Source organism: Pseudonocardia charpentierae, assembly GCF_031845345.1.
Lineage (GTDB): Bacteria > Actinomycetota > Actinomycetes > Mycobacteriales > Pseudonocardiaceae > Pseudonocardia > Pseudonocardia charpentierae.
In genome coordinates, this window is sequence record NZ_JAVREJ010000027.1 from 34,589 (window position 1) to 54,424 (window position 19,836).

Below are 19,836 nucleotides of genomic sequence, written 5' to 3' on the forward strand. Positions count from 1 at the left end.
CCGGAGTTCCTCGTCACGAGCGGAGAGAACTGCATGTTCCGCAACGGAATGCCTCGCTACGAGATCCTTTCCGGCGACGCCATGGCCACTCTCGACGGCGGCTGGCGTCGGTTGGTCTCCGAGATCGGCGTCGAGTTCGGCAATGAACGGGCACTGGAGCTGTTCCGCCAGGCCGGCCAGAAGGTCGAGGACGACGTCGTCCGCTTCGACCCGGACTTCCTGCTTGAGCAGGTCGCGAAGGCGCCCCGGTCGTTCGACATCCAGGCCCGCAACCCGGCCAACACCGTGCACATCGGGGACGACGCCATGGCGTTCGGCGCGGTCTACGGGCCGCCGTTCGTGCGCGAGGGCGAGGTCCGCCGCGACGCCTCGATGGCCGACTTCGAGAACTTCACCAAGCTGTCGCAGAGCTTCTCGGTGCTCGACTCCGCGGGCGGGATCATCTGCGAGCCCGAGAACACCCCGCTCGACTCGCGCCACCTGGACATGACGTTCGCGCTCCAGACGCTCACCGACAAGATCTACATGGGCAACGTCGTGTCCGGCGTGAACGCCGCGGACACCATCGCCATGACCGAGATCCTCTTCGGCGGCCGCGAGACGATCGAGAAGACCCCCGCCACGATCTCGCTGATCAACTGCAACTCCCCGCTGCGCTGGGACGAGCGGATGTTGGAGTCGCAGATCGCCTACAGCGAGGCGAACCAGGCCGTCGTCATCACCCCGTTCATCCTGATGGGCGCCATGTCGCCGGTGACGATCCCGGCGGCGCTGACCCAGCAGATCGCCGAGGCGCTCACCGGCATCGCGCTCTCCCAGCTCATCCGCCCGGGCTGCCCGGTGGTCTTCGGTTCGTTCCTGTCGAACATCGACATGCAGTCGGGCTCGCCGTGCTTCGGCACACCGGAGTCGGCCGTCGGCCTGCTGTGCACCGGGCAGATCGCGCGGCACTTCGGGTTGCCCGTGCGCTCCGGGGGCGGCATGACGTCGAGCCAGACCACCGACGCGCAGGCCGGCTACGAGTCGCTCATGACCCTGATGCCGACGTTCCTCGCGGGCATCAACTGGGTGATGCACTCGGCCGGCTGGCTGGAGGGCGGGCTGGTCGCGGGCTACGAGAAGTTCGTCGTCGACTGCCAGCTGCTGGAGATGCTGCAGCAGGAGTTCACCCCCCTGGAGATCGACGAGGCGTCGCTCGCCTTCGACGCGCACGACGAGGTCCGCCACGGCGGCCACTTCCTCGGGGCCGCCCACACCATGGAACGGTTCCGCACCTGCTTCTACCGGCCGTTCCTGAACAGCTCGGACAACTACGACCGGTGGATGCGCAACGGCGCGAAGGACACCTCCGCGCGCGCCGGCGACGTCGCGCGCAAGAAGCTGGACGAGTACGAGCCCCCGCCTCTGGACGACGCGATCCGCCAGGAGCTCTCGGAGTACGTGACCCGCCGCCGCCGCGAGCTCGGCGACTGAGAAGAGGACCAACCCATGGCGAACGTCCCCGCCACCGCCCGCGTCGTCGTCATCGGCGCCGGCATCGTCGGCAACAGCCTCGTGCACCATCTCGCCCGTCTGGGCTGGCGCGACATCGTCCAGATCGACAAAGGCCCGTTGCCCAACCCGGGCGGTTCCACCGGGCACGCGTCGAACTTCATCTTCCCGGTCGACCACTCCCGCGAGATGGCCGACCTGACCAAGGACTCGATGCGCCAGTACAAGGAGCTCGGTGTGTTCACCGAGTCCGGCGGCTTCGAGGTCGCCCGCACCGAAGAGCGGATGGAGGAGCTGCGCCGCCGCATGTCCTCCGCCCGCGCGTGGGGCATCGAGGCTCAGCTGGTCAGCCCGGACTTCGTCGTCGAGAAGGTGCCGTTCCTGGAGAAGGACAAGATCCTCGGGGCGTTCTGGTGCCCGTCGGTCGGCGTGGTCGACTCGCTGCGGGCCGGCACGCTCATGCGGGAGGCGGCGCTGGCGACCGGTGCGCTGACCGTCGTGCCGACCGTCGAGGTGGTCGGCATGGACGTCGAGGAGGGCCGCATCCGCCGGGTGCGCACCACCGGCGGCGACATCGAGGCCGAGACCGTCGTGATCGCCTGCGGCGTCTGGAGCCCGAAGCTCGCGAAGATGGCGGGCGCCGCGATCCCGCTGACCCCCGCCGTGCACCAGATGATCTCCGTGGGGCCGATCCCGCAGCTGGCCGAGCGGCCCGGCGAGATCTCCTTCCCGATCGTCCGGGACATGGACACCTTCTGCTACGAGCGCCAGCACGGCGCCGACATGGAGGTCGGCTCCTACGCGCACCGGCCGATCCTCTGGGAGCCCGAGGACATCCCGAGCAACGAGAAGGCCAAGCTCTCCCCCACCGAGGCGCCGTTCACCGCGGACGACTTCGACCCGCAGCTGGAGCAGGCGCTCGAGCTCATGCCGGACGCGCTCGCGGCCGAGGGCGCCGAGATCCGCTACGCGATCAACGGACTGCTCTCGCAGACCCCGGACGGGCTGCCGGTCCTCGGGGAGACCCCCGAGGTCAAGGGCCTGTGGTCGGCCGCAGCGGTGTGGATCAAGGAGGGTCCCGGCACCGCGCGCGCGGTCGCCGAGTGGATGACCCAGGGGTGGTCCGAGATCGACGTCTCGCACTCCGACATCGCCCGCTTCTACCCCCACCAGCGCACCCGCGAGCACGTGCGCTCGCGCACGTCCGAGGCGTTCAACAAGACCTACGGCATCGTGCACCCCGGCGAGCAGTGGGGTGGCGAGCGCGGCAAGCGGCTGTCCCCGATGAACGCGGCCGAGCGGGAGGCCGGCGCGGTGTTCTTCGAGACCGCCGGCTGGGAGCGCCCGTTCTGGTACGCCTCGAACGAGGCCCTGCTCGGCGAGTACGGCGACAAGGTCATGCCGCGCGAACACGAGTGGGACGCCCGCTGGTGGTCGCCGATCATCAACGCCGAGCACCTGGCCATGCGGGAGCGGGCGGCGATGTTCGACCTGACCGCGTTCGCGATCTTCGACGTCGTCGGACCGGGCGCCAAGGACGCGGTCCAGGGGATCGTCGTTGCCCAGGCCGACGTCCCCGACGGCCGTGTGATCTACACCCCTGTCCTGGACCCCCACGGCGGCTTCCGCTCCGACCTCACCGTCATGCGGCTGGCGCACGACCACTACCGCGTGGTCACCGGCGGCGCGCACGGCATGGCCGACCGCAAGTGGTTCGCCGACCACCTGCCCGCCGACGGCCGCGCCCAGATCGTCGACGTGACCTCCGCCTGGTCGACGATCGGGCTGTGGGGCCCGCGGGCTCGCGACATCCTGGGCAGCATCACCGACGCCGACGTCTCCGACTCCGGCTTCGGCTTCCTGACCTGCCGGGACATCCAGGTCGGCAGCACGTCGGTGCTGGCCTCGCGGATCTCCTACGTCGGCGAGCTGGGCTGGGAGCTGTACGTGCCGATGGAGCAGGGCGCCCGCCTGTGGCAGCAGCTGCAGGAGGCCGGCCGGCCGCACGGCATCGTCCCGGCCGGGATCGGCGTCTACGGCACCACCGGCCGGCTGGAGAAGGGCTACCGGGCCTACGGGGCCGAGCTCGACGGCGAGCGGACGGTCGTCGAGGCCGGGATGGCGCGGCCGAAGGTCAAGAAGGCCGACTTCGTGGGCCGCGACGCCTACCTGGCCCAGCGCGAGGCGGCACCGAAGTCGGTGCTCTGCACGCTGACCGTCGACAGCCACAGCACCGGCAACGGCCGGCGCTACATGCTGGGCGGCGAGCCGATCCTGACCGCGAGCGGCGGCGTGCTGACCGACGGCCACGGCCACCACCCGTACGTCACCTCGGCCGGGTCGGCGCCCTCGCTCGGCACGCACATCCTCATGGCCTACCTGCCGCCGGACGAGGCGGTCGTGGGCAACCAGCTCGCCGTGTCCTACATGGAGGAGCTCTACCCGGTGACCGTCGGCAGCAACGACGCGACCCCGTTGTTCGACCCCGCCAACGACCGGATCAAAGGCCAGAACTCGAAAGGCACAGTCGCGTGACCGACGTACTGGTGTGCGTGAAACGGGCCCCCGACACGGGGGGCGACGTGACGCTGACCGCCGACGGGCAGTCGGTGGACGCCCGCGGTCTCGGATTCACCATCAGCGCGCACGAGAGCTGCGCGGTGGAGCTGGCGGTGCGGATCGTCGCCGAGGACGGCGGGTCGGTGACCGTGCTGATCCTCGGCACGGACGACGCCGTCGAGCAGCTGCGCTCCGCGCTCGGGGTGGGCGCCACGTCCGCGGTGCTGATCGAGGCCGACGACCCCGCAGCCTTCGGCCCGGCCGACGTGGCCCGCGAGATCGCCGCGGTGGTCGAGGACGGCTCCTACGACCTGGTCCTGCTGGGCAACGATGCGGCCGACACCGGCGACTTCCAGGTCGGCATCCGGCTGGCCCACCTGCTGGGCCGGCCGGTGGTGAACGGTGCGCGGACGGTCGAGGTGACGGGCGGGACGGCGACGGCCAAGGTCGCTGGACCCGACGGCGTCGAGACGTACGCGCTGCCCCTGCCCGCGGTCGTGACGGTGCTCGAGGGTGGCGTCGAGCCGCGCTACCCCTCGATCACGGGCCGGATGAAGGCCAAGAAGGCGAAGATCGAAACCGTGGCGCCACGGGCCGAGCCACGGGGATCCGGGCGGGTACGACTCACCCTGCCGCCCGCGCAGCCGAGCACCGTCGAGGTGCTCGGCGAAGGCCCGGACGCCGCGCCCGCGGTCGTCGACCTGCTGCAGCGTCTGGGGGTAATGCGATGATCCTCGTGTTCGTGGAGGCCAGCGACGACGGCACGAGCGAGGTGTCGCTGGAGACCGTCACCTTCGCCCGCACCCTCGCCGAGCGGATCGGCGGCCCGGTGCACGCCGTGATCGTCGGGGCGCTGCCGGAGAAGGTGGTCGACGAGCTCGGCGGGTACGGGGTGGCGGCGGTGCACCACGCCACGGGCGCCGCGTTCGACGCCTTCGGCGGGGCCGTGTGGGCGACCGCGGTGCAGGCCGCCGCGGGGGATGCCGACGCCATCCTCGCGCCCGGCACCCCGCGCGGCATGGAGGTCGCGGCGCACCTCGCGGCCCGGCTGGACGTGCCGATGGCGGCCAACGTCACCGGGGTCGTCTCGGCGGACGGCGGCACGCTGCGCGTCGTCCGGCAGGTGTTGGGCGGAGGCGTGCTGGAGGAGATGGACCTGCCGCAGCGGCCCGCCGTGCTCACCGTCGCCGGACACGCCGTCGAGGCCCGGCAGGGCGAGCCCGTGGCGGCGACGCTGCAGGAGTTCAGCCCGGAGGTCGCGGAGTCGGATCTGGTGGCCCGCGTCGTGTCGATGGAGCCCGTGCAGGAGCTGGACCAGGCCGGCGCTCTCACCTCGGCCCGGGTCGTGGTGGGCGCCGGGCGTGGAGCCGGGTCGTCGAACGGGTTCGGCGAGGTGTCGGAGCTGGCGGAACTGCTCGGCGGCGCGCTCGGGGTCTCCCGCGTGGTGACCAGCCTGGGCTGGCGGCCGCACCACGAGCAGATCGGGCAGACGGGGAGCCGCATCTCCCCCGACGTCTACATCCCGTGCGGCATCAGCGGGGCGATCCAGCACTGGGCGGGCTGCGCGAGCTCGAAGACCATCCTGGCGATCAACACCGACGAGAACGCGCCGATGATGACGAAGGCGACCTACGCGGTGATCGGCGACATGCACGATGTCGTTCCCGCGATCAACGCCGAGATCCGGCGTAGGCGGGGCTGAGACATGGACCCGATACGACCCGCCGACCTGGGCGCCACGCTGCACAACCTGCTGTCGCCGTTCAGCGTGGAGATCACCCCGCGCGAGGCGCCGACCCTCCCGCCGCTGCCGGAGCTGCTGGCCCCCGGAACGGCCGTGTACCTGACGTTCCTGCCGAACGCGCCGTGGGCCGAGACCGTCGCGGTCGCCCGCACGGTCCGTGAGGCCGGGATGCGGCCGGTGCCGCACCTCGCGGCCCGGGCAGTGCCCGACCGGGCGGCGCTGCGGCGCATGCTGGCCGATCTCACCGCCGTCGGCGTCGAGGACGTGCTCGTCCTCGCCGGGTCGCTGGCCACTCCGGTCGGCGAGTTCCACGAGGCGGCACAGGTGCTCGACTCGGGCCTCCTCGAGGAGGCCGGCATCGTGCGGGTCGGGATCGTCGGCCACCCGGAGGGCCATCCCGACGTCGCCGACGACGAGCTGTACCGGGCGCTGGTGACGAAGTACCGGATCGCCCGCGGACGCGGCCTCGACCTGAACATCGTCACCCAGTTCGCCTTCGCGGCCGAGCCGATCGTCGCGTGGGAACGCGGGATCCGGGCGATGGGCGTCGACGCGCCCGTGCACGTCGGGCTGCCCGGCCTCACCTCGCCCACCCGGCTGCTGCGCTTCGGGCTGCGGTGCGGAGTGGGCGCGTCGCTGAAGGTGCTCCGGCAACAGGCCGGCGGCGTGCTCAAGCTCGCCACCTCCCACGTCCACCACCCCGACGCCACCCTCGTCGGCATCGCTTCCGCGGTGGCCGCCGATCCGGCCAGCCTGCTGCGGGGGATCCACTTCTTCCCCTTCGGCGCGCTCGCGGCCACCACCGCCTGGGCGGTCGACATCCGTGACGGCCGTTTCGAGATGGACGACCGCGACCGCCTGCGTGTGACGGCCTGACGCACTTCCGACCCGAACGAGCTGGAGACTCCCGATGCCCTTCCCGCCCGACCTGCAGATCGCGCAGGCAGCCTCGCTCAAGCCGCTCGGCGACGTGGCCGCCGCCATGGGCATCGGGTCCCACCTGCTGGAGGCCTACGGCGAGAACGTCGCCAAGATCAAGCTGTCGGCGATCGACGAGCTCGCGGACCGCCCGAAGGCGAAGTACGTGGTGGTCTCCGCAGTCACGCCGACGCCGCTGGGCGAGGGCAAGACCACCACCACCGTCGGCCTCGGTCAGGCGCTGTGCGGGATCGGGCGGCAGGCCACGGTCGCGATCCGGCAGCCGTCGATGGGACCGACGTTCGGGATCAAAGGCGGCGCGGCCGGCGGCGGCTACAGCCAGGTCATCCCGATGGACGTCCTGAACCTGCACCTGACCGGCGACTTCCACGCGGTCACCGCGGCGCACAACCTGCTGTCGGCGGTGCTGGACAACCACCTCTACCAGGGCAACAACTCCGGGATCGACCCGCACGACATCACCTGGCGGCGGGTTCTCGACGTCAACGACCGCGCGCTGCGCAACGTGATCGTCGGCCTCGGCAGCAAGATGGACGGGATCCCGCGGCAGACCGGGTTCGACATCACCGCCGCGAGCGAGGTCATGGCGATCTTCGCGCTCAGCCGCTCGCTGCAGGAGATGCGCGAGCGGTTCGCGCGGATCGTGGTCGGCTACACGAAGGACCGCAAGCCGGTCACCGCGGAGGACATCGGCGGCGCCGGTGCCATGACCGTGATCATGCGCGACGCGTTGAAGCCCAACCTCATGCAGACGCTCGAGAACACCCCGGTGCTCGTGCACGCCGGCCCGTTCGGCAACATCGCCCACGGGAACTCGTCGGTGGTGGCCGACCTCATCGGCATCCACGGCGGCGAGTTCCTCGTCACCGAGGCCGGCTTCGGGGCCGACATGGGCGCCGAGCGGTTCTTCAACATCAAGTGCCGGGCGTCGGGTCTCACCCCGGACGCCGCGGTGGTGGTCGCGACCGTGCGGGCGCTCAAGGCCCACTCGGGGAAGCACAAGATCGTCGCCGGACGGCCGCTGCCGGAGGCGCTCCTCGCCGAGAACCCGGACGAGGTCCACATCGGCGGGGCCAACCTGCGCAAGCAGATCGAGAACATCCGGCTGCACGGGGTGTCGCCGGTCGTCGCGATCAACGCGTTCCCCGGCGACCACCCCAGCGAGCACGCGGCCATCGCCGAGATCGCCGCCGAGATGGGCGCGCGGGTCGCGGTCTGCACGCACTTCGCCGATGGCGGACGCGGGGCGCGGGAGCTGGCCGAGGTCGTGGCGGAGGCCGCCGACGAGCCCTCGGACTTCCACTTCCTCTACCCGGACTCCGCGTCGCTGAAAGAGAAGATCGAGACGATCGCGACGAAGGTCTACGGCGCCGACGGGGTGGACTACGACCTCACGGCCTCGCGCCAGCTCGCGACCTACGAGGCGAACGGGTACGGCGACCTCCCGGTCTGCATCGCCAAGACCCACCTGTCGCTGTCGTCCGACGCATCGCTCAAGGGGGCGCCCACCGGCTGGCGGCTGCCGGTGCGGGAGGTGCGGGCCTCGGTCGGTGCGGGGTTCATCTACCCGATCTGCGGCGACATGCGCACCATGCCGGGCCTCGGGGCCACCCCCGCCGCGCACCTGATCGACATCGACGCGAACGGCAACATCGTCAACCTCTCCTGAGGTCGCGCCGGGGATGCATTCGTGGCCGAGCGGGTCGCCAGTCGGGTCGAGACCCGAGTGGTGACCCGCTCGACGCATTCGGGACCTACGGGCGCCACGTGATCACCGCGGGGCTCACACACAGGACACCGGGTCCACACACAGGTCGTGACCTGGGTGTCAGCCCGGCTTCCTTGGTGTGAGCGGGTCAGTTCCTGTGTGCGGGCGCAGGCGCACAGCGCTCAGCTTCCGCCGAGACGGGCCCGGATCCCGTCGCGGACCGTCACGGCGCGAACGAGGAGATCCTCGACGGACGCGATGACGGCGACCAGGCGCTCGGCCTCCGGCGTGCCGCGGCGGGGCCCGATGTCGGCCTCGACGTTCGTGCGGCTGATGCTCAACGCCGCCGCCGCGACGTCCGCGGCCGCCGCGACGTCCCCGAGCAGAGCCCCGCTCGCGACCTCGGCCATCCGCTCGCACAGCTCGACCAGCTCGGCGCCGACCGTGACGAGCTCGGCCGGTGGACCCGCGGCGACGAGCAGGGCGTCGGCGATCGCCGCGGCGCGGCGCGCGCGCTCGGCCTCCGTGGACCGGGCCAGCGCGAACGCGGCGGCGACCTCGTCGACCACGGCCGCGTCGGCCTCCGCCAGACGAAGTGCCGCCTCCCGCACGTGCCCCGCCCGTGCGATCACGGACCGTGCGACGTCGCCCTCCGCACGGTCGGCGCGGACCCGGGCCACCATCGTCAGCAGCGCCGCACCCTGGGCCAGGTTGAGCGCGGCGACGTGGGAGCTCGCCGGCGTGGGGTGGTGGGCCGCCAGACGGTCGAGGTACTCGTCGATGCTCCAGCTCTGCACGGCGCCACGCTAGCGTCGCTCGACGCCACCGACCGCCGTCGCGGGCAGGGGGCGGGAGGCGCCACTGGCCACCAGGCCCAGGGTGAGCGCCGCGACCACGACGAACAGCCCCCGGAGGATGCCCACGTGCTCGGCCAGCAGGCCGATCAGGGGCGGGCCCGCGAGGAACGCCGTGTAGCCGATCGAGCTCACCACCGAGACGCGGACGGCGGCGCGCTCCGGGTCGTCCGCCGCCGCGCTCATCCCGACTGGGAAGCCGAGCGCCGCGCCGAAGCCCCACAGCACCGCGCCGGCGATCGCCACCGGAGCCGATCCGCCGAGCAGCACGAGCAGCAGGCCCGCGAGGCCGAGCACGGCCGTGGCCCGCAGGGTCGGAACCCGGCCGTAGCGCTCGAGCGCCGCGCCGCCGAACATCCGCGCGACGGTCATCGCCGCCACGAAGACGCCGAAGCCGACCGCACCGATCGCCTCGCTCGTGCCGTAGCCGTCGACCATCGCCACGGCCATCCAGTCGTTGGCCGACCCCTCGGTGAACGCGAAGCCCAGCACCATGACGCCGACGAGCAGGGTGCGCGGCTCACGCCACGCGGTCAGGACGTTCGAGCGACGGGGCTCGCCCGCATCCAACTCCGCGCGTTCGAGCACGAAGAACCGGGTCGCCACGGCCATCGCCACCGGGGCCACCACCGCGACGACGAAGACCTGGACGGGGAGCGGGACGCCCGTCGCCGCCGCGGCAGCGCCGATGCCGGCTCCCGCGACGGTCCCGAGACTGAACCCCGCGTGCAGCCGGGGCATCAGCGGGCGGCCGAGGCGGCGCTCGACGTCGGCGCCCTCGACGTTCATGGCGACGTCCCAGGTCCCTATGCCCAACCCGACGAGCACCAGGCCCGGTACGGCGATCGGCACCGAGACGAGCACGAGCGCGATGCCGAGGCCGATCAGGCCGACTCCGACGGTCAGCGAGCCGCCGAGGACGGCGGACCGTGCGCCGAGACGGTGCACGATCGGCCCGGAGAGCGGCAGCCCCGCGATCGACCCGACCGAGACGCACAGCAACAGGAGGCCCAGCTGCGCCGACGACAGGCCGAGTGTGTCGCGCACCGCCGGCGTGCGGGAGATCCACGACGCGAAGCACAGGCCGTTGACGAAGAAGGCCACCGCCACGGCGGTGCGGGCGCGCCGGATCCTCGGCGACACCTGCAGGTCGGTCACGCTGGAACCCCTCTTCATCGAATCGATTCGATCGTCAACGATACGCTCGCTCCCCTCACTGCTCAACCCGATACCGTCGAGACGTGCCCCACCGAGTCGCACCTGGCCGGCCGCCCACCGGACGGCCCACGCTGGCCGCCGTCGCCGCCCGGGCGCGGGTCTCCCCGTCGACGGCGTCGCTCGCCTTCGCCGGCAGCCCGCGGGTGGCGCCGGCGACGCGCGACCGCATCCTGGCGGCGGCCGCCGAGCTGGGCTACGCGGGTCCGGACCCGATCGCGGCGTCCCTGCGCCGCGGCCGGACCGGCGTGATCGGCGCCTTCGTCGGCGAGCGCCTGCTCTACGCGTTCCGCGACCCCGTGGCCGTCCAGCTGCTCGACGGCATCACCGAGGTGCTCGGCGGCCACGGCGTCGGGCTGCTCCTGCTCGCGGGCGACGCCGGACGGCCCGCGGCGGATCAGCTCGCCCGCATCCCGCTCGACGCCGCCATCTTCGCCACGTGCGGACTGGAGGACGACCCGGCGCTCGACCTGCTGCGCGCCCGCGGGGTCCCCGTCGTCGGCGTGGAGGGCCCGGTGGCCGACGACGTCGTGCTGATCGACATCGACGACCGCGCCGGAACCGCGCAGCTCGCCGCCCATCTGCACGACCTGGGCCACCGCCGCGTCGCGGTCGTCGCGATGCCGTTGCGCCTCGACGGCACCCGCGGCCCGGTCGACGCGGCGCGGCGCGCCCGGGTGCACTACCGCGACGTACGGCACCGGATCGAGGGGGTCGAAGACGTCTTCGGACCCGTGCCACTCCTCGAGACCGCGAGCAACGCGGTCGACGAGGGCGAGCAGGCCGGTCGAGTACTGCTGGACGTGCCCGCCGACGTCCGTCCGACCGCGGTCGTCGCGCAGAGCGACGTGCTGGCCGCCGGCGTGCTGCAGGCGGCGGCCGGGCTGGGCCTGCGGGTGCCCGACGACGTGAGCGTCGTCGGGTTCGACGGCGCGGATCTGCCCTGGTTGGGCGCCGTGCAGCTGACGACCGTCGTCCAGCCGACCGACGCCAAGGGCCGCGCCGCCGCCCGGGCGGCGATGGCGCTGGTGGCCGGGGAGCGACCGGAGGGCGTGCTGCTGCCGGTCAGTCTGCGGGTCGGGACGACCAGCGGCCCGGTGCCCGCCGCCTGAGGTCCGGGCACCCCGCACATCGGAGTCGTATCTCCCACCAGGGACGACGATGATTGCAGTACGGCTCCGAAGTGCAGTTGCCGTGCACCGGCGGGTAACCGGCTCGTACGGTGGCGCGGCATTCCGCGGCGCCGCGGATTTCAGCGAGACGGAGGCGCAATGGCGACCGGCGAGAGAACTCCCCTGGCGCCCTCCTCGGCGCCGGGCCAGCCGCTGCGACCGCCGCAGACCCGGGTGCGCAGCGTCGTGGTCAACCGACGGGCCGACGACGACGAGGTCCAGGACGTGGTGCCCCGCGTACTTCGCGTCAGCGCGGCGCTGGGCTGGCGGCTGCTCGTGGTGGTGGGCGCCTTCTACGTGATCGGGACCGTCGTGTCGTACGTGGCGGCGGTGGTGGTCCCGGTGGCGATAGCCCTGCTGCTGGCGGCGCTGCTGGCTCCCGCCGTGCACTGGCTACAGGTCCGACAGGTGCCGCGCGGCGTGGCCACCGCGCTCGTCCTGATCGGTGGACTGGCCGTGCTCGGCGGCGTGCTGACCTTCGTCGTGGTGACCTTCGTGCGCGGCGTGCCGGAGCTCGGCTCCCAGCTGACCGCGAGCATCAACGACATCGCGAACTGGCTGCGCAACGGCCCCTTGAGCCTGAGCGACAACCAGCTCAACAGCTTCCAGACCGAGGTCCTGAACACGCTCAGCGCGAACCAGTCGTCGATCACTGCGGGTGCGCTGACCACCGCGGCCACCGTCGGGGAGACGCTGACCGAGATCCTCCTGGTGGTCTTCACGCTGATCTTCTTCCTGCACAACGGCATGGGGATCTGGCAGTTCCTGCTGGGTGCTGTGCCGAGCAGGGTGCGGACGCGCGTCGACGTGGCGGGGCGTCGTGGCCTGGCCGCGCTGGTCAGCTACGTGCGCGCGACGGCGGTCGTCGCGACCGTCGACGCGGTGGCGATCGGGATCGCCCTGTCCGTGCTCGGGATCCCGCTGGCGGTTCCACTGGCCGCGCTGGTCTTCCTCGGCGCGTTCATCCCGATCATCGGGGCGGTCGTGGCCGGCGGCGTCGCGGTGATGATCGCGCTCGTGGCCCAGAGCCTCGTCTCGGCCCTGATCGTGCTCGGTGTCGTGATCGCGGTGATGCAGCTCGAGAGCCACGTCCTGCAGCCCCTGCTGCTCGGGCGGGCGGTCAAGCTGCACCCGCTGGCGGTGGTGCTCTCGATCGCGACGGGCCTGCTGGTCGGCGGGATCGCGGGGGCGCTCCTCGCCGTCCCGCTGCTCGCGGTGCTGAACTCGGGGATCCGCTCACTGCTGAGCGAGGCGGACGAGCACGTGGACCCGGAGGACGTGCACACGAGCGAGCCGGAGGACACGGGTCCGGACGAGCCCGACCTGGACCGGCAACGCAACCTGACGTCCTGACGCCCCCTCGATCAGCTGCGGCGCGGGTGGTCGGCGAAGAAGCGGACCATCTCCGCCGACGCGTCCGGGCCGGCCGGATCCGTGTACGAGCCGCCTGCGGCACCGCCCGACCAGGCGTGGGACGAGCCGTGCACGGTCCACAGCTCGCCGACGGGCGCTCCGTCCCGGCGCACGACGACGCGGGTGGCGGGACGGCCCGGATCGCGCTCGACGAGCGTGTCGCCGCTGACCGGGCAGCCGGTGAACTGCTCGACGACGTGAGCGGCGTTGCCGACGGCCACAGTCGTGTCGGCGTCGCCGTGGAAGGCGATCACCGGCACGGGCCGCTCCAGCGGCCGAGCCCCGGGAGCGGAGCTCATGGCGGACACGGCCGACCCGACGTCCGTGGCGCAGCCCTGCGGAAGCCCCGAGTGCACGCCCACCGCGGCGAACACGTCGGGGTACGCCGCCCCCAGCACCGCGGCCATCGCCCCACCCGCCGAGAACCCCGCCACGTACACCCGGTCGCGGTCGACCTCGTGCAGCGCGGCGATCTCATCGACGATCCCGGCGAGGATCGCGGGCTCACCGACGCCGCGGCGCTGGTCGGCGGGCTCGAACCAGTTCCAGTACCGCATCGGGTTCGCGGAGGTGACCTGCTCGGGGTAGGCGACGAGGAACCCGTGCTCCTCGGCCTGCTCGCTCATCCGCGTCGCGGCCGCGAAGTCGGCGGCGGTCTGGGTTCCGCCGTGCAGCATGACGAGCAGCGGACGCGGCCCGGTGCCGGTGGTAGGGACGTAGAGGGTGTACGGCCGGGCCCCGGTCGCACCCTGGTGGACGCGGTGCAGGGTCTCGCCCGGGAGGTCCGGCGTCGACGGGCCCGACCTCCGGACCTGGTCGGGCGTACCGACGAGATCGTCGAGGCCATCGGGAGCGTCCTGGACGGGCGGGGGGTCGTCGCGCAGGCGTTCCTCGTCGACGACGATCTCGCCCTGCACCACCCGCACCGGGTGATCGCCCGCGAGCGTCCGCTGGATCAGGGCCGTCGCCTCGGCGAGCCGACCGGCGCGGGTCAACGCGGTCGCCTCGGTCATCGCAGCCAGGTGATCACGGTCCACGGTCGCTTCCTCTCTGGACGGTACGCCGACGATCGACCATCCGTTCACCATCCACATGGATGGTGCCCGCCTTTGGCGGACATCGCCACCCCATGTGAGCCATGTCCCGGAGAAGGGGTTGCCGAGCCGGTCATCGGGGCATTCGTCCCCTACGCACACGGCGCTGCCGCGAGGAGGCTCGATGACGACGGGACGCTCACCCGAGCCCGTCCTGCCCGCGGTCGACGACGCGCCGACGCCGCCGGCCGGGCTGCCCGTGCCGACGCCCGCGCCCGAGCCGCCCGCCCCCTCCCCGGGCGGCGCCCTCGCCGACGCCCTCGTGGCCCTGCGCGAGGCCACCGCCGTCATCCGCTTCGAGCTCGACATCCCCGGGGCCCAGGGGGCACGCGAGTCGGGCGCCGAGCTCGTCAAGCAACTCGACGACTACGTCCTCCCCCGCCTGCGCCGGCTCGACGCACCGCTGCTCACCGTCGTCGGGGGCTCCACGGGAGCGGGTAAGTCGACGGTCGTGAACAGCCTGGTCCGGGAGCAGGTCACCCCTTCCGGGGTGCTGCGCCCCACCACCCGCTCCCCCGTGCTCGTCTGCCACCCCGACGACCTGCGCTGGTTCTCCGATACCCGCGTGCTGCCCGAGCTGACCCGCACCAGCGGCGTCGGCACGGACCACCACACGCTGCAGCTGGTCACGTCGGCTTCGCTCGACGCGGGGCTCGCCTTCGTCGACGCGCCCGACATCGACTCGGTCGTGGCCGCGAACCGGCGCCTCGCGACGCAGCTCCTCGCCGCCGCCGACCTGTGGCTGTTCGTGACCACGGCCGCCCGCTACGCCGACGCCGTGCCGTGGGACGTCCTGCAGACCGCTCAGGAGCGCGGCACCGCGCTGGCCATGCTGCTCGACCGGGTGCCCCCGGGTGCCGAGGACGACATCGCGGCGCACCTGGGCGAGATGCTGACCGCGCACGGTCTGGCCGAGGCGCCGCTGTTCGTCATCTCCGAGACGACGTTGCACGACGGGCTGCTGCCCGACGCCGTGGTCGGCCCGCTCCGAGACTGGTTCTCCGACCTCGCGCGCGACTCGGCCCACCGGGCCGACGTCGTCCGTCGCACGCTCGACGGGGCGCTGGACAGCCTCCGGCCGCGCACCGCCGGCCTCGCCGCACAGGCGCGGGCACAGATCGACGCCGCGGCGCGGCTGCGGGCCGACGCCCACGAGGCCTACGTCGGTGCGAGCGCCGAAGTCGACGAGGGCATGCGCGACGGGTCGCTGCTCCGTGGTGAGGTCCTGGCCCGCTGGCAGGAGTTCGTGGGCACCGGAGAGCTGCTGCGCACACTGCAGGACCGCGTCGGGCGACTGCGCGACCGGCTCACCGCGGCCATCACCGGCCGTCCCCCACCCGGCTCCGAGCTCACCGCGGCACTGGAGTCGGGCGTGGCACTGCTCGTCGACGCCGCTGCGGAGCGAGCCGCGGAGCGGGCCGCGACGTCGTGGCGGACCAGCGCGGCGGGGACTGCACTGCTGCGGAGCACCGACGCGCGGCTGGACCGTTCGTCGCCGAACGTGCGCGATGCGATCGAGCGCACCGTGCGCGACTGGCAGGGCGCGGTGCTCGACCTGGTCCGCCGCGAAGGGGCGTCCCGCCGGACCAGCGCGCGCATCGCCGCCTACGGGGTCAACGCAACCGGCCTGATCGTCATGATCGCGGTGTTCGCCAGCACCGCGTTCATCCCCACCGGCGCGGAGATCGGCGTGGCGGGCGGGACGACAGTGCTGTCGCAGAAGGTGCTGGAGGCGCTGTTCGGCGACCAGGCGGTCCGGCGGCTGGCCGACGAGGCCCGCGCCGACCTGCGGCAGCGGGTCGACGCCCTGCTCGCGGACGAGGAGGCCCGGTTCACGGCCCTGCTGGCCGCCCACGCCACCGACCTCCGCGACGCCGAGGCGCTCGAACGGGCCGCCGCCGCCGTGGAGGGTGCCCGGTGACGATCCGGCTGCCCGGACGGCGTTCCCCCGAATCCACCACGGACGCCGCGGAGACCGTCGCCTCGCGGCTGCGCGCACTGGACCGCGTGGTCGAGCTCGGCGAGGGTCGTCTCGACGACGCGCTGCTCGCCTCCGCCCGGGAGCTGTCGCAGCGCGCCGGCGAGCGCCTGCGGCTGTCGGGCACGCACACCGTCGTCGCACTGGCCGGCGCCACGGGCAGCGGCAAGTCGTCGCTGTTCAACGCCCTGGCCGGGGCACACGTGTCACAGCCGGGCGTGCGGCGGCCGACGACGGGGGTCGCGCACGCCGTGGTGTGGGACGCCGACGGCGCAGGCCCGCTGCTCGACTGGCTCGAGATCCCCCGCCGGCACGCCCTGGAACCGCAGGACGACCTGCGCGGGCTCGTGCTGCTCGACCTGCCCGACCACGACTCGACGGAGATGGCGCACCGGCTGGAGGTCGACCGCCTCATCGCCCTCGTCGACGTGCTGGTGTGGGTGCTGGACCCGCAGAAATACGCCGACGCGGCGATCCACGACCGCTACCTCCGGCCGCTCGCACGGCACGGCGACGTGATGGTCGTGGTGCTGAACCAGGTCGACCGGCTGGCCTCGGCGGACGTCCCGGACGCCGTGTCCGACGTCCGCCGCCTGCTGGCCGCCGACGGCCTGCCGGACGTTCCGGTGCTGCCCGTGTCGGCGACGGCAGGAACGGGCCTGGACCGGCTGCGCGACGTGCTGACCGGCGCGGTCGCGGCGCACCGCGCGGCGCTGCGGCGGATCGCCGCGGACCTCGACAACGTCAGTGCCGATCTGGCCGACGTGGTCGGCGGCCCCGCACGGGACGACGTCGACGACAAGGCGCAGCGCGCGCTCGTCGCCGCCCTGGGGGCGGCGGCCGGCATTCCCGCCGTCGGCGCCGCGGTGCAGCGGGCCGCGGTGCACCGCGCCGTGGCGATCACCGGGTTCCCGTTCACCCGTTGGCTGCGGCGCCTGCGTCCGGACCCGCTGCGCCGGCTGCACCTGGACCGGGCACGGACGACCGCGATCACGGCCGGGGCCGGCGCCGACGACGCGGACCTCGTCCCGACCTCGCAACGGACGTCCCTGCCCGCAACCGGTGCGGTGGAGCGCTCGCGGGTGGAACTGGCGCTGCGCCGCCTCGGCGACGACGCCGCCGTGGGCCTGCCCGACCCGTGGCCGGACGCCCTGCGCGACGCCGCCCGCTCCCGCGCAGGCGACCTGGCCGACTCCCTGGACCGCGCCGTCGCCGCCACGGATCTCGGGCTGTCGCGCAAGCCGCTGTGGTGGCGGGCCTTCGGCCTGCTCCAGATGCTGCTGGCGGCGACCGCGATCGCCGGGGCGCTCTGGCTGGCCGGCCTCTACGCGCTCACGGTGCTGCGGCTGCCCGAGCCGGAGCCGCCGCAGATCGGGATCGTGCCGCTGCCGACGGTGCTGCTGATCGGCGGGCTGCTGGCCGGCGTGGTGCTCGCGCTGCTGGCCCGGGCGCTTGCCGTGCTGGGCGCCCGGCGACGCCGGGCGCGCGCGGAGGCCCGGCTGCGGGAGTCGGTGGCCGACGTCGCCGAGAACCTGGTACTGAGCCCGGTGCGGGCCGAGCTGGCCGCGTACTCGGCGCTGCGCGAAGCGGTGGCAGCGCTGCACCGCTGAAGTACGGGCCGCTGAGGCCTACGGAGCGGGCGCCGGTGCGGGGGCGAAGTTCACCGTGACCGCGTCGTAGCCCAGACCCTGCGCCAGCCCCGTGAGCATCGCGCGCGTGTTGTCAGCGGCCCGCGTGGTGAGGTCGCTCTGCGTCGCCGCGGCGTCCAGCTTGGCCGCGGCCAGCTGGTAGAGCTCGCTGTCGTCTTGCGGGTTGTCGCTCACCGCATCTTCGACGCGCTGCACCAGGCCCCGCTCGCGCCCGACGATCCGGGTCTGCGCGGGGTCGAGCGTCGCCGGCGCCAGCGTGGGCGCGGGCAGGGTGATCGTGGCGCTGCGCCGGTCTTCCGAGACCCTGATGGCGTCCGGGCCCATGCCGGAGAAGTCGACGCGGGCGTCCACGTTGCCGGTGGCGAACAGGGTCGAACGCTCACCGTCGATCACCGACGGCAGGTACGGGCTGTCGTGCTCGACGTCCACGAGCACCTGGTAACTGCCGCTCGCCGCGTGGTAGTCGGCGACGTCGCGCATCGCCAGCAGCAGCGTCGCCGGGCTGCGGTCGATCGTCTGGACGGTGCCGGGCCCCGGCATCCACCGGTCCATCGCGTCCGCGATCCCGAATCCGACCGGGACCAGCAGCGCGAGCCCCGCCACACCGGCCACCAGCTTCGTGCGGCGACGGCGACGGGAGGTGCGGAGCGAGGGAATGGGCGCGGGCTGCAGCATGGTCGGCAATGGCCCTCCAGGTGACGCGGTGAAGGTCACGGCTATGTCACACAGTCCAACGCCGTATCCGCATCCGTCATTCCCCCGGACCGGTAACGCTGCACGTTCACCCGGCCGCACACGGCTGAACAGAGGCCACGGAACACCCGCCGACCGTCCACGGTTGCACCGCACATGGCCACCGTCGAGCTGACCACAGAGAACTTCACGGGCGTCGTCAACGCCCCCGGAACCGTCTTCGTCGACTTCTGGGCCGCCTGGTGCGGCCCCTGCCGCCAGTTCGCGCCCGTGTTCGAGCAGGCGTCCGAGCGCCACGGCGACATCACCTTCGGCAAGGTCGACACCGAGGCCCAGACCGAGATCGCCCAGGCGTTCGGCGTGTCGTCCATCCCCACCGTCATGGCGGTGCGCGACGGCGTCGTCCTGTACGCCGAGCCCGGCGCCCTGCCCGCTGCCGCTCTTGAGGACCTGATCGGTCAGGTCGCGGCGCTGGACATGGACGACGTGCGGCGCCGCGTCGCCGAGGAGCAGGGCGCCGCAGCGTCCGAGGGCTGATCCTCACCGCTCCTGGTCCTCACTGGGCGAGGACCAGCACCCCCAGCGGCAGGTCGGACAGGCGGTGCAGCGTGGCACCGCCGCTCGTCGCGTCGTCGGGCCCGCGTCGCCAGAGCGCCGGGACGTCGGCCTGACGCAGCACCGCCCCCGTCACCAGGGCCGGCCGGTTCGCCACCACCACCCGGCCCTCGGCGTTGACCAGCGCCACCGGCCCGTCCATGCGGTGCAGCAGCGGCAGCAGGCGCCGCTCCAGCCAGCTCGCGACGATGTCGGCGCCCACCACGCCGAGGTGGCAGCGACCGCGCTCGGGATGGGTGCCGAAGACGGGCACGGTGAACGTGAGCGTGTACTCCTGCGTGCACAGCCAGTCGACGTACGGGCCAGTCACGTGCCGGTGGCCGGTCTCGCGAGGGACCGTGAACCACGGCAGCACCGTGTAGTCCCAGAAGCTCTCCTCCTCGGCGTCCAGCTCCGGTTGCAGCTGCTGCGGCTGCCCGTCGTCGTCGCGGGTCCACCACTGCATCCAGTGCCGGGCGTCGACGAGCACGTCCGGGGCCACCACCAGACCGGCCCCGACCAGCGGTGAGCGCGGCACGTCGAGGACTTGGCGGACGGGGCCGTCGATCGGCGCGACGTCCGCGGCGGCGAGCGACGCACCCTGCGTGAACGGCAGCAGCAGCTGGTCCGCGACGCCACGCAGGCCGTCGACGGCGGCGAAGGTGGTCTCGCAGAGCGCGACCACCCGGTCGGCCAGCTCGGCGACCGTCGGTGCGGAGGTGGTCGGCACGAC

At 73.1% G+C, this 19,836-nt stretch carries 16 protein-coding genes; 11 read left to right on the top strand and 5 right to left on the bottom strand.

The window, feature by feature from the left end:
• The first annotated feature begins 33 nt into the window (after window positions 1–33).
• The 6 genes from RM445_RS27110 to RM445_RS27135 are packed head-to-tail and all read left to right on the top strand — an operon-like array spanning window position 34 to window position 8,402.
• On the top strand, window positions 34–1,473 hold the full coding sequence (locus tag RM445_RS27110; protein ID WP_311559702.1) for a trimethylamine methyltransferase family protein: 1,440 nt from the start codon (window positions 34–36) through the stop codon (window positions 1,471–1,473).
• Window positions 1,474–1,488: 15 nt separating this feature from the next.
• Window positions 1,489–4,026, top strand: a complete 2,538-nt coding sequence (locus RM445_RS27115; protein WP_311559703.1) for a GcvT family protein — start codon at window positions 1,489–1,491, stop codon at window positions 4,024–4,026.
• Entirely contained in the window at window positions 4,023–4,781 is a 759-nt protein-coding gene (locus RM445_RS27120) for an electron transfer flavoprotein subunit beta/FixA family protein (RefSeq protein ID WP_311559704.1), read from the top strand. Before RM445_RS27115 ends, RM445_RS27120 begins: the two co-directional genes overlap by 4 nt.
• The gene (locus RM445_RS27125) at window positions 4,778–5,752 is read left to right on the top strand and encodes an electron transfer flavoprotein subunit alpha/FixB family protein (protein ID WP_311559705.1); all 975 of its coding nucleotides are present in this window, start codon (window positions 4,778–4,780) and stop codon (window positions 5,750–5,752) included. The genes RM445_RS27120 and RM445_RS27125 overlap by 4 nt, the downstream gene beginning before the upstream one ends.
• Before the next feature lie 3 nt (window positions 5,753–5,755).
• Window positions 5,756–6,670: a methylenetetrahydrofolate reductase gene (locus RM445_RS27130; RefSeq protein ID WP_311559706.1), complete on the top strand. Its 915-nt coding sequence runs from the start codon at window positions 5,756–5,758 to the stop codon at window positions 6,668–6,670.
• A gap of 34 nt (window positions 6,671–6,704) precedes the next feature.
• Window positions 6,705–8,402, top strand: coding sequence for a formate--tetrahydrofolate ligase (locus tag RM445_RS27135; RefSeq protein WP_311559707.1), 1,698 nt, complete (start codon window positions 6,705–6,707; stop codon window positions 8,400–8,402).
• 221 nt (window positions 8,403–8,623) lie between these two features.
• Here RM445_RS27135 and RM445_RS27140 read toward each other — a convergent pair whose 3' ends face one another.
• A complete protein-coding gene (locus RM445_RS27140; protein ID WP_311559708.1) occupies window positions 8,624–9,238 on the bottom strand; it encodes a cyclodeaminase/cyclohydrolase family protein in 615 nt (204 codons plus the stop codon).
• A 9-nt stretch (window positions 9,239–9,247) separates the two neighbouring features.
• Window positions 9,248–10,453, bottom strand: coding sequence for an MFS transporter (locus tag RM445_RS27145; protein ID WP_311559709.1), 1,206 nt, complete (start codon window positions 10,451–10,453; stop codon window positions 9,248–9,250).
• A gap of 83 nt (window positions 10,454–10,536) precedes the next feature.
• On the opposite strand from RM445_RS27145, the gene RM445_RS27150 reads away from it, so the two are divergent.
• Together RM445_RS27150 and RM445_RS27155 are read left to right on the top strand one after the other, a co-directional pair.
• A complete protein-coding gene (locus RM445_RS27150; RefSeq protein WP_311559710.1) occupies window positions 10,537–11,622 on the top strand; it encodes a LacI family DNA-binding transcriptional regulator in 1,086 nt (361 codons plus the stop codon).
• Between the two features lie 159 nt (window positions 11,623–11,781).
• The gene (locus tag RM445_RS27155; RefSeq protein WP_311559711.1) at window positions 11,782–13,035 is read left to right on the top strand and encodes an AI-2E family transporter; all 1,254 of its coding nucleotides are present in this window, start codon (window positions 11,782–11,784) and stop codon (window positions 13,033–13,035) included.
• A gap of 11 nt (window positions 13,036–13,046) precedes the next feature.
• On the opposite strand, the gene RM445_RS27160 is transcribed toward RM445_RS27155, so the two are convergent.
• Complete coding sequence (locus RM445_RS27160; protein ID WP_311559712.1) at window positions 13,047–14,108, bottom strand: extracellular catalytic domain type 1 short-chain-length polyhydroxyalkanoate depolymerase; 1,062 nt, start codon at window positions 14,106–14,108, stop codon at window positions 13,047–13,049.
• A gap of 205 nt (window positions 14,109–14,313) precedes the next feature.
• Here RM445_RS27160 and RM445_RS27165 point away from each other — a divergent pair, with 205 nt between their 5' ends.
• Window positions 14,314–16,110 (top strand): dynamin family protein, encoded by a 1,797-nt coding sequence (locus tag RM445_RS27165; RefSeq protein ID WP_311559713.1) that lies wholly within the window; start codon window positions 14,314–14,316, stop codon window positions 16,108–16,110.
• Window positions 16,107–17,777 carry a GTPase gene (locus tag RM445_RS27170; RefSeq protein ID WP_311559714.1) on the top strand — a complete coding sequence of 557 codons (1,671 nt, stop codon included), beginning with the start codon at window positions 16,107–16,109 and terminating at the stop codon, window positions 17,775–17,777. Before RM445_RS27165 ends, RM445_RS27170 begins: the two co-directional genes overlap by 4 nt.
• A gap of 18 nt (window positions 17,778–17,795) precedes the next feature.
• On the opposite strand, the gene RM445_RS27175 is transcribed toward RM445_RS27170, so the two are convergent.
• Window positions 17,796–18,491: a DUF4230 domain-containing protein gene (locus RM445_RS27175; protein ID WP_311559715.1), complete on the bottom strand. Its 696-nt coding sequence runs from the start codon at window positions 18,489–18,491 to the stop codon at window positions 17,796–17,798.
• A gap of 174 nt (window positions 18,492–18,665) precedes the next feature.
• Between RM445_RS27175 and trxA the strand changes: the two genes are divergently transcribed.
• Window positions 18,666–19,046, top strand: a complete 381-nt coding sequence (gene trxA / locus RM445_RS27180; protein ID WP_311559716.1) for a thioredoxin — start codon at window positions 18,666–18,668, stop codon at window positions 19,044–19,046.
• A 19-nt stretch (window positions 19,047–19,065) separates the two neighbouring features.
• Here the strand turns inward: trxA and RM445_RS27185 are convergent, their stop codons facing one another.
• A complete protein-coding gene (locus RM445_RS27185; RefSeq protein WP_311559717.1) occupies window positions 19,066–19,833 on the bottom strand; it encodes a cache domain-containing protein in 768 nt (255 codons plus the stop codon).
• Window positions 19,834–19,836 lie beyond the last annotated feature (3 nt).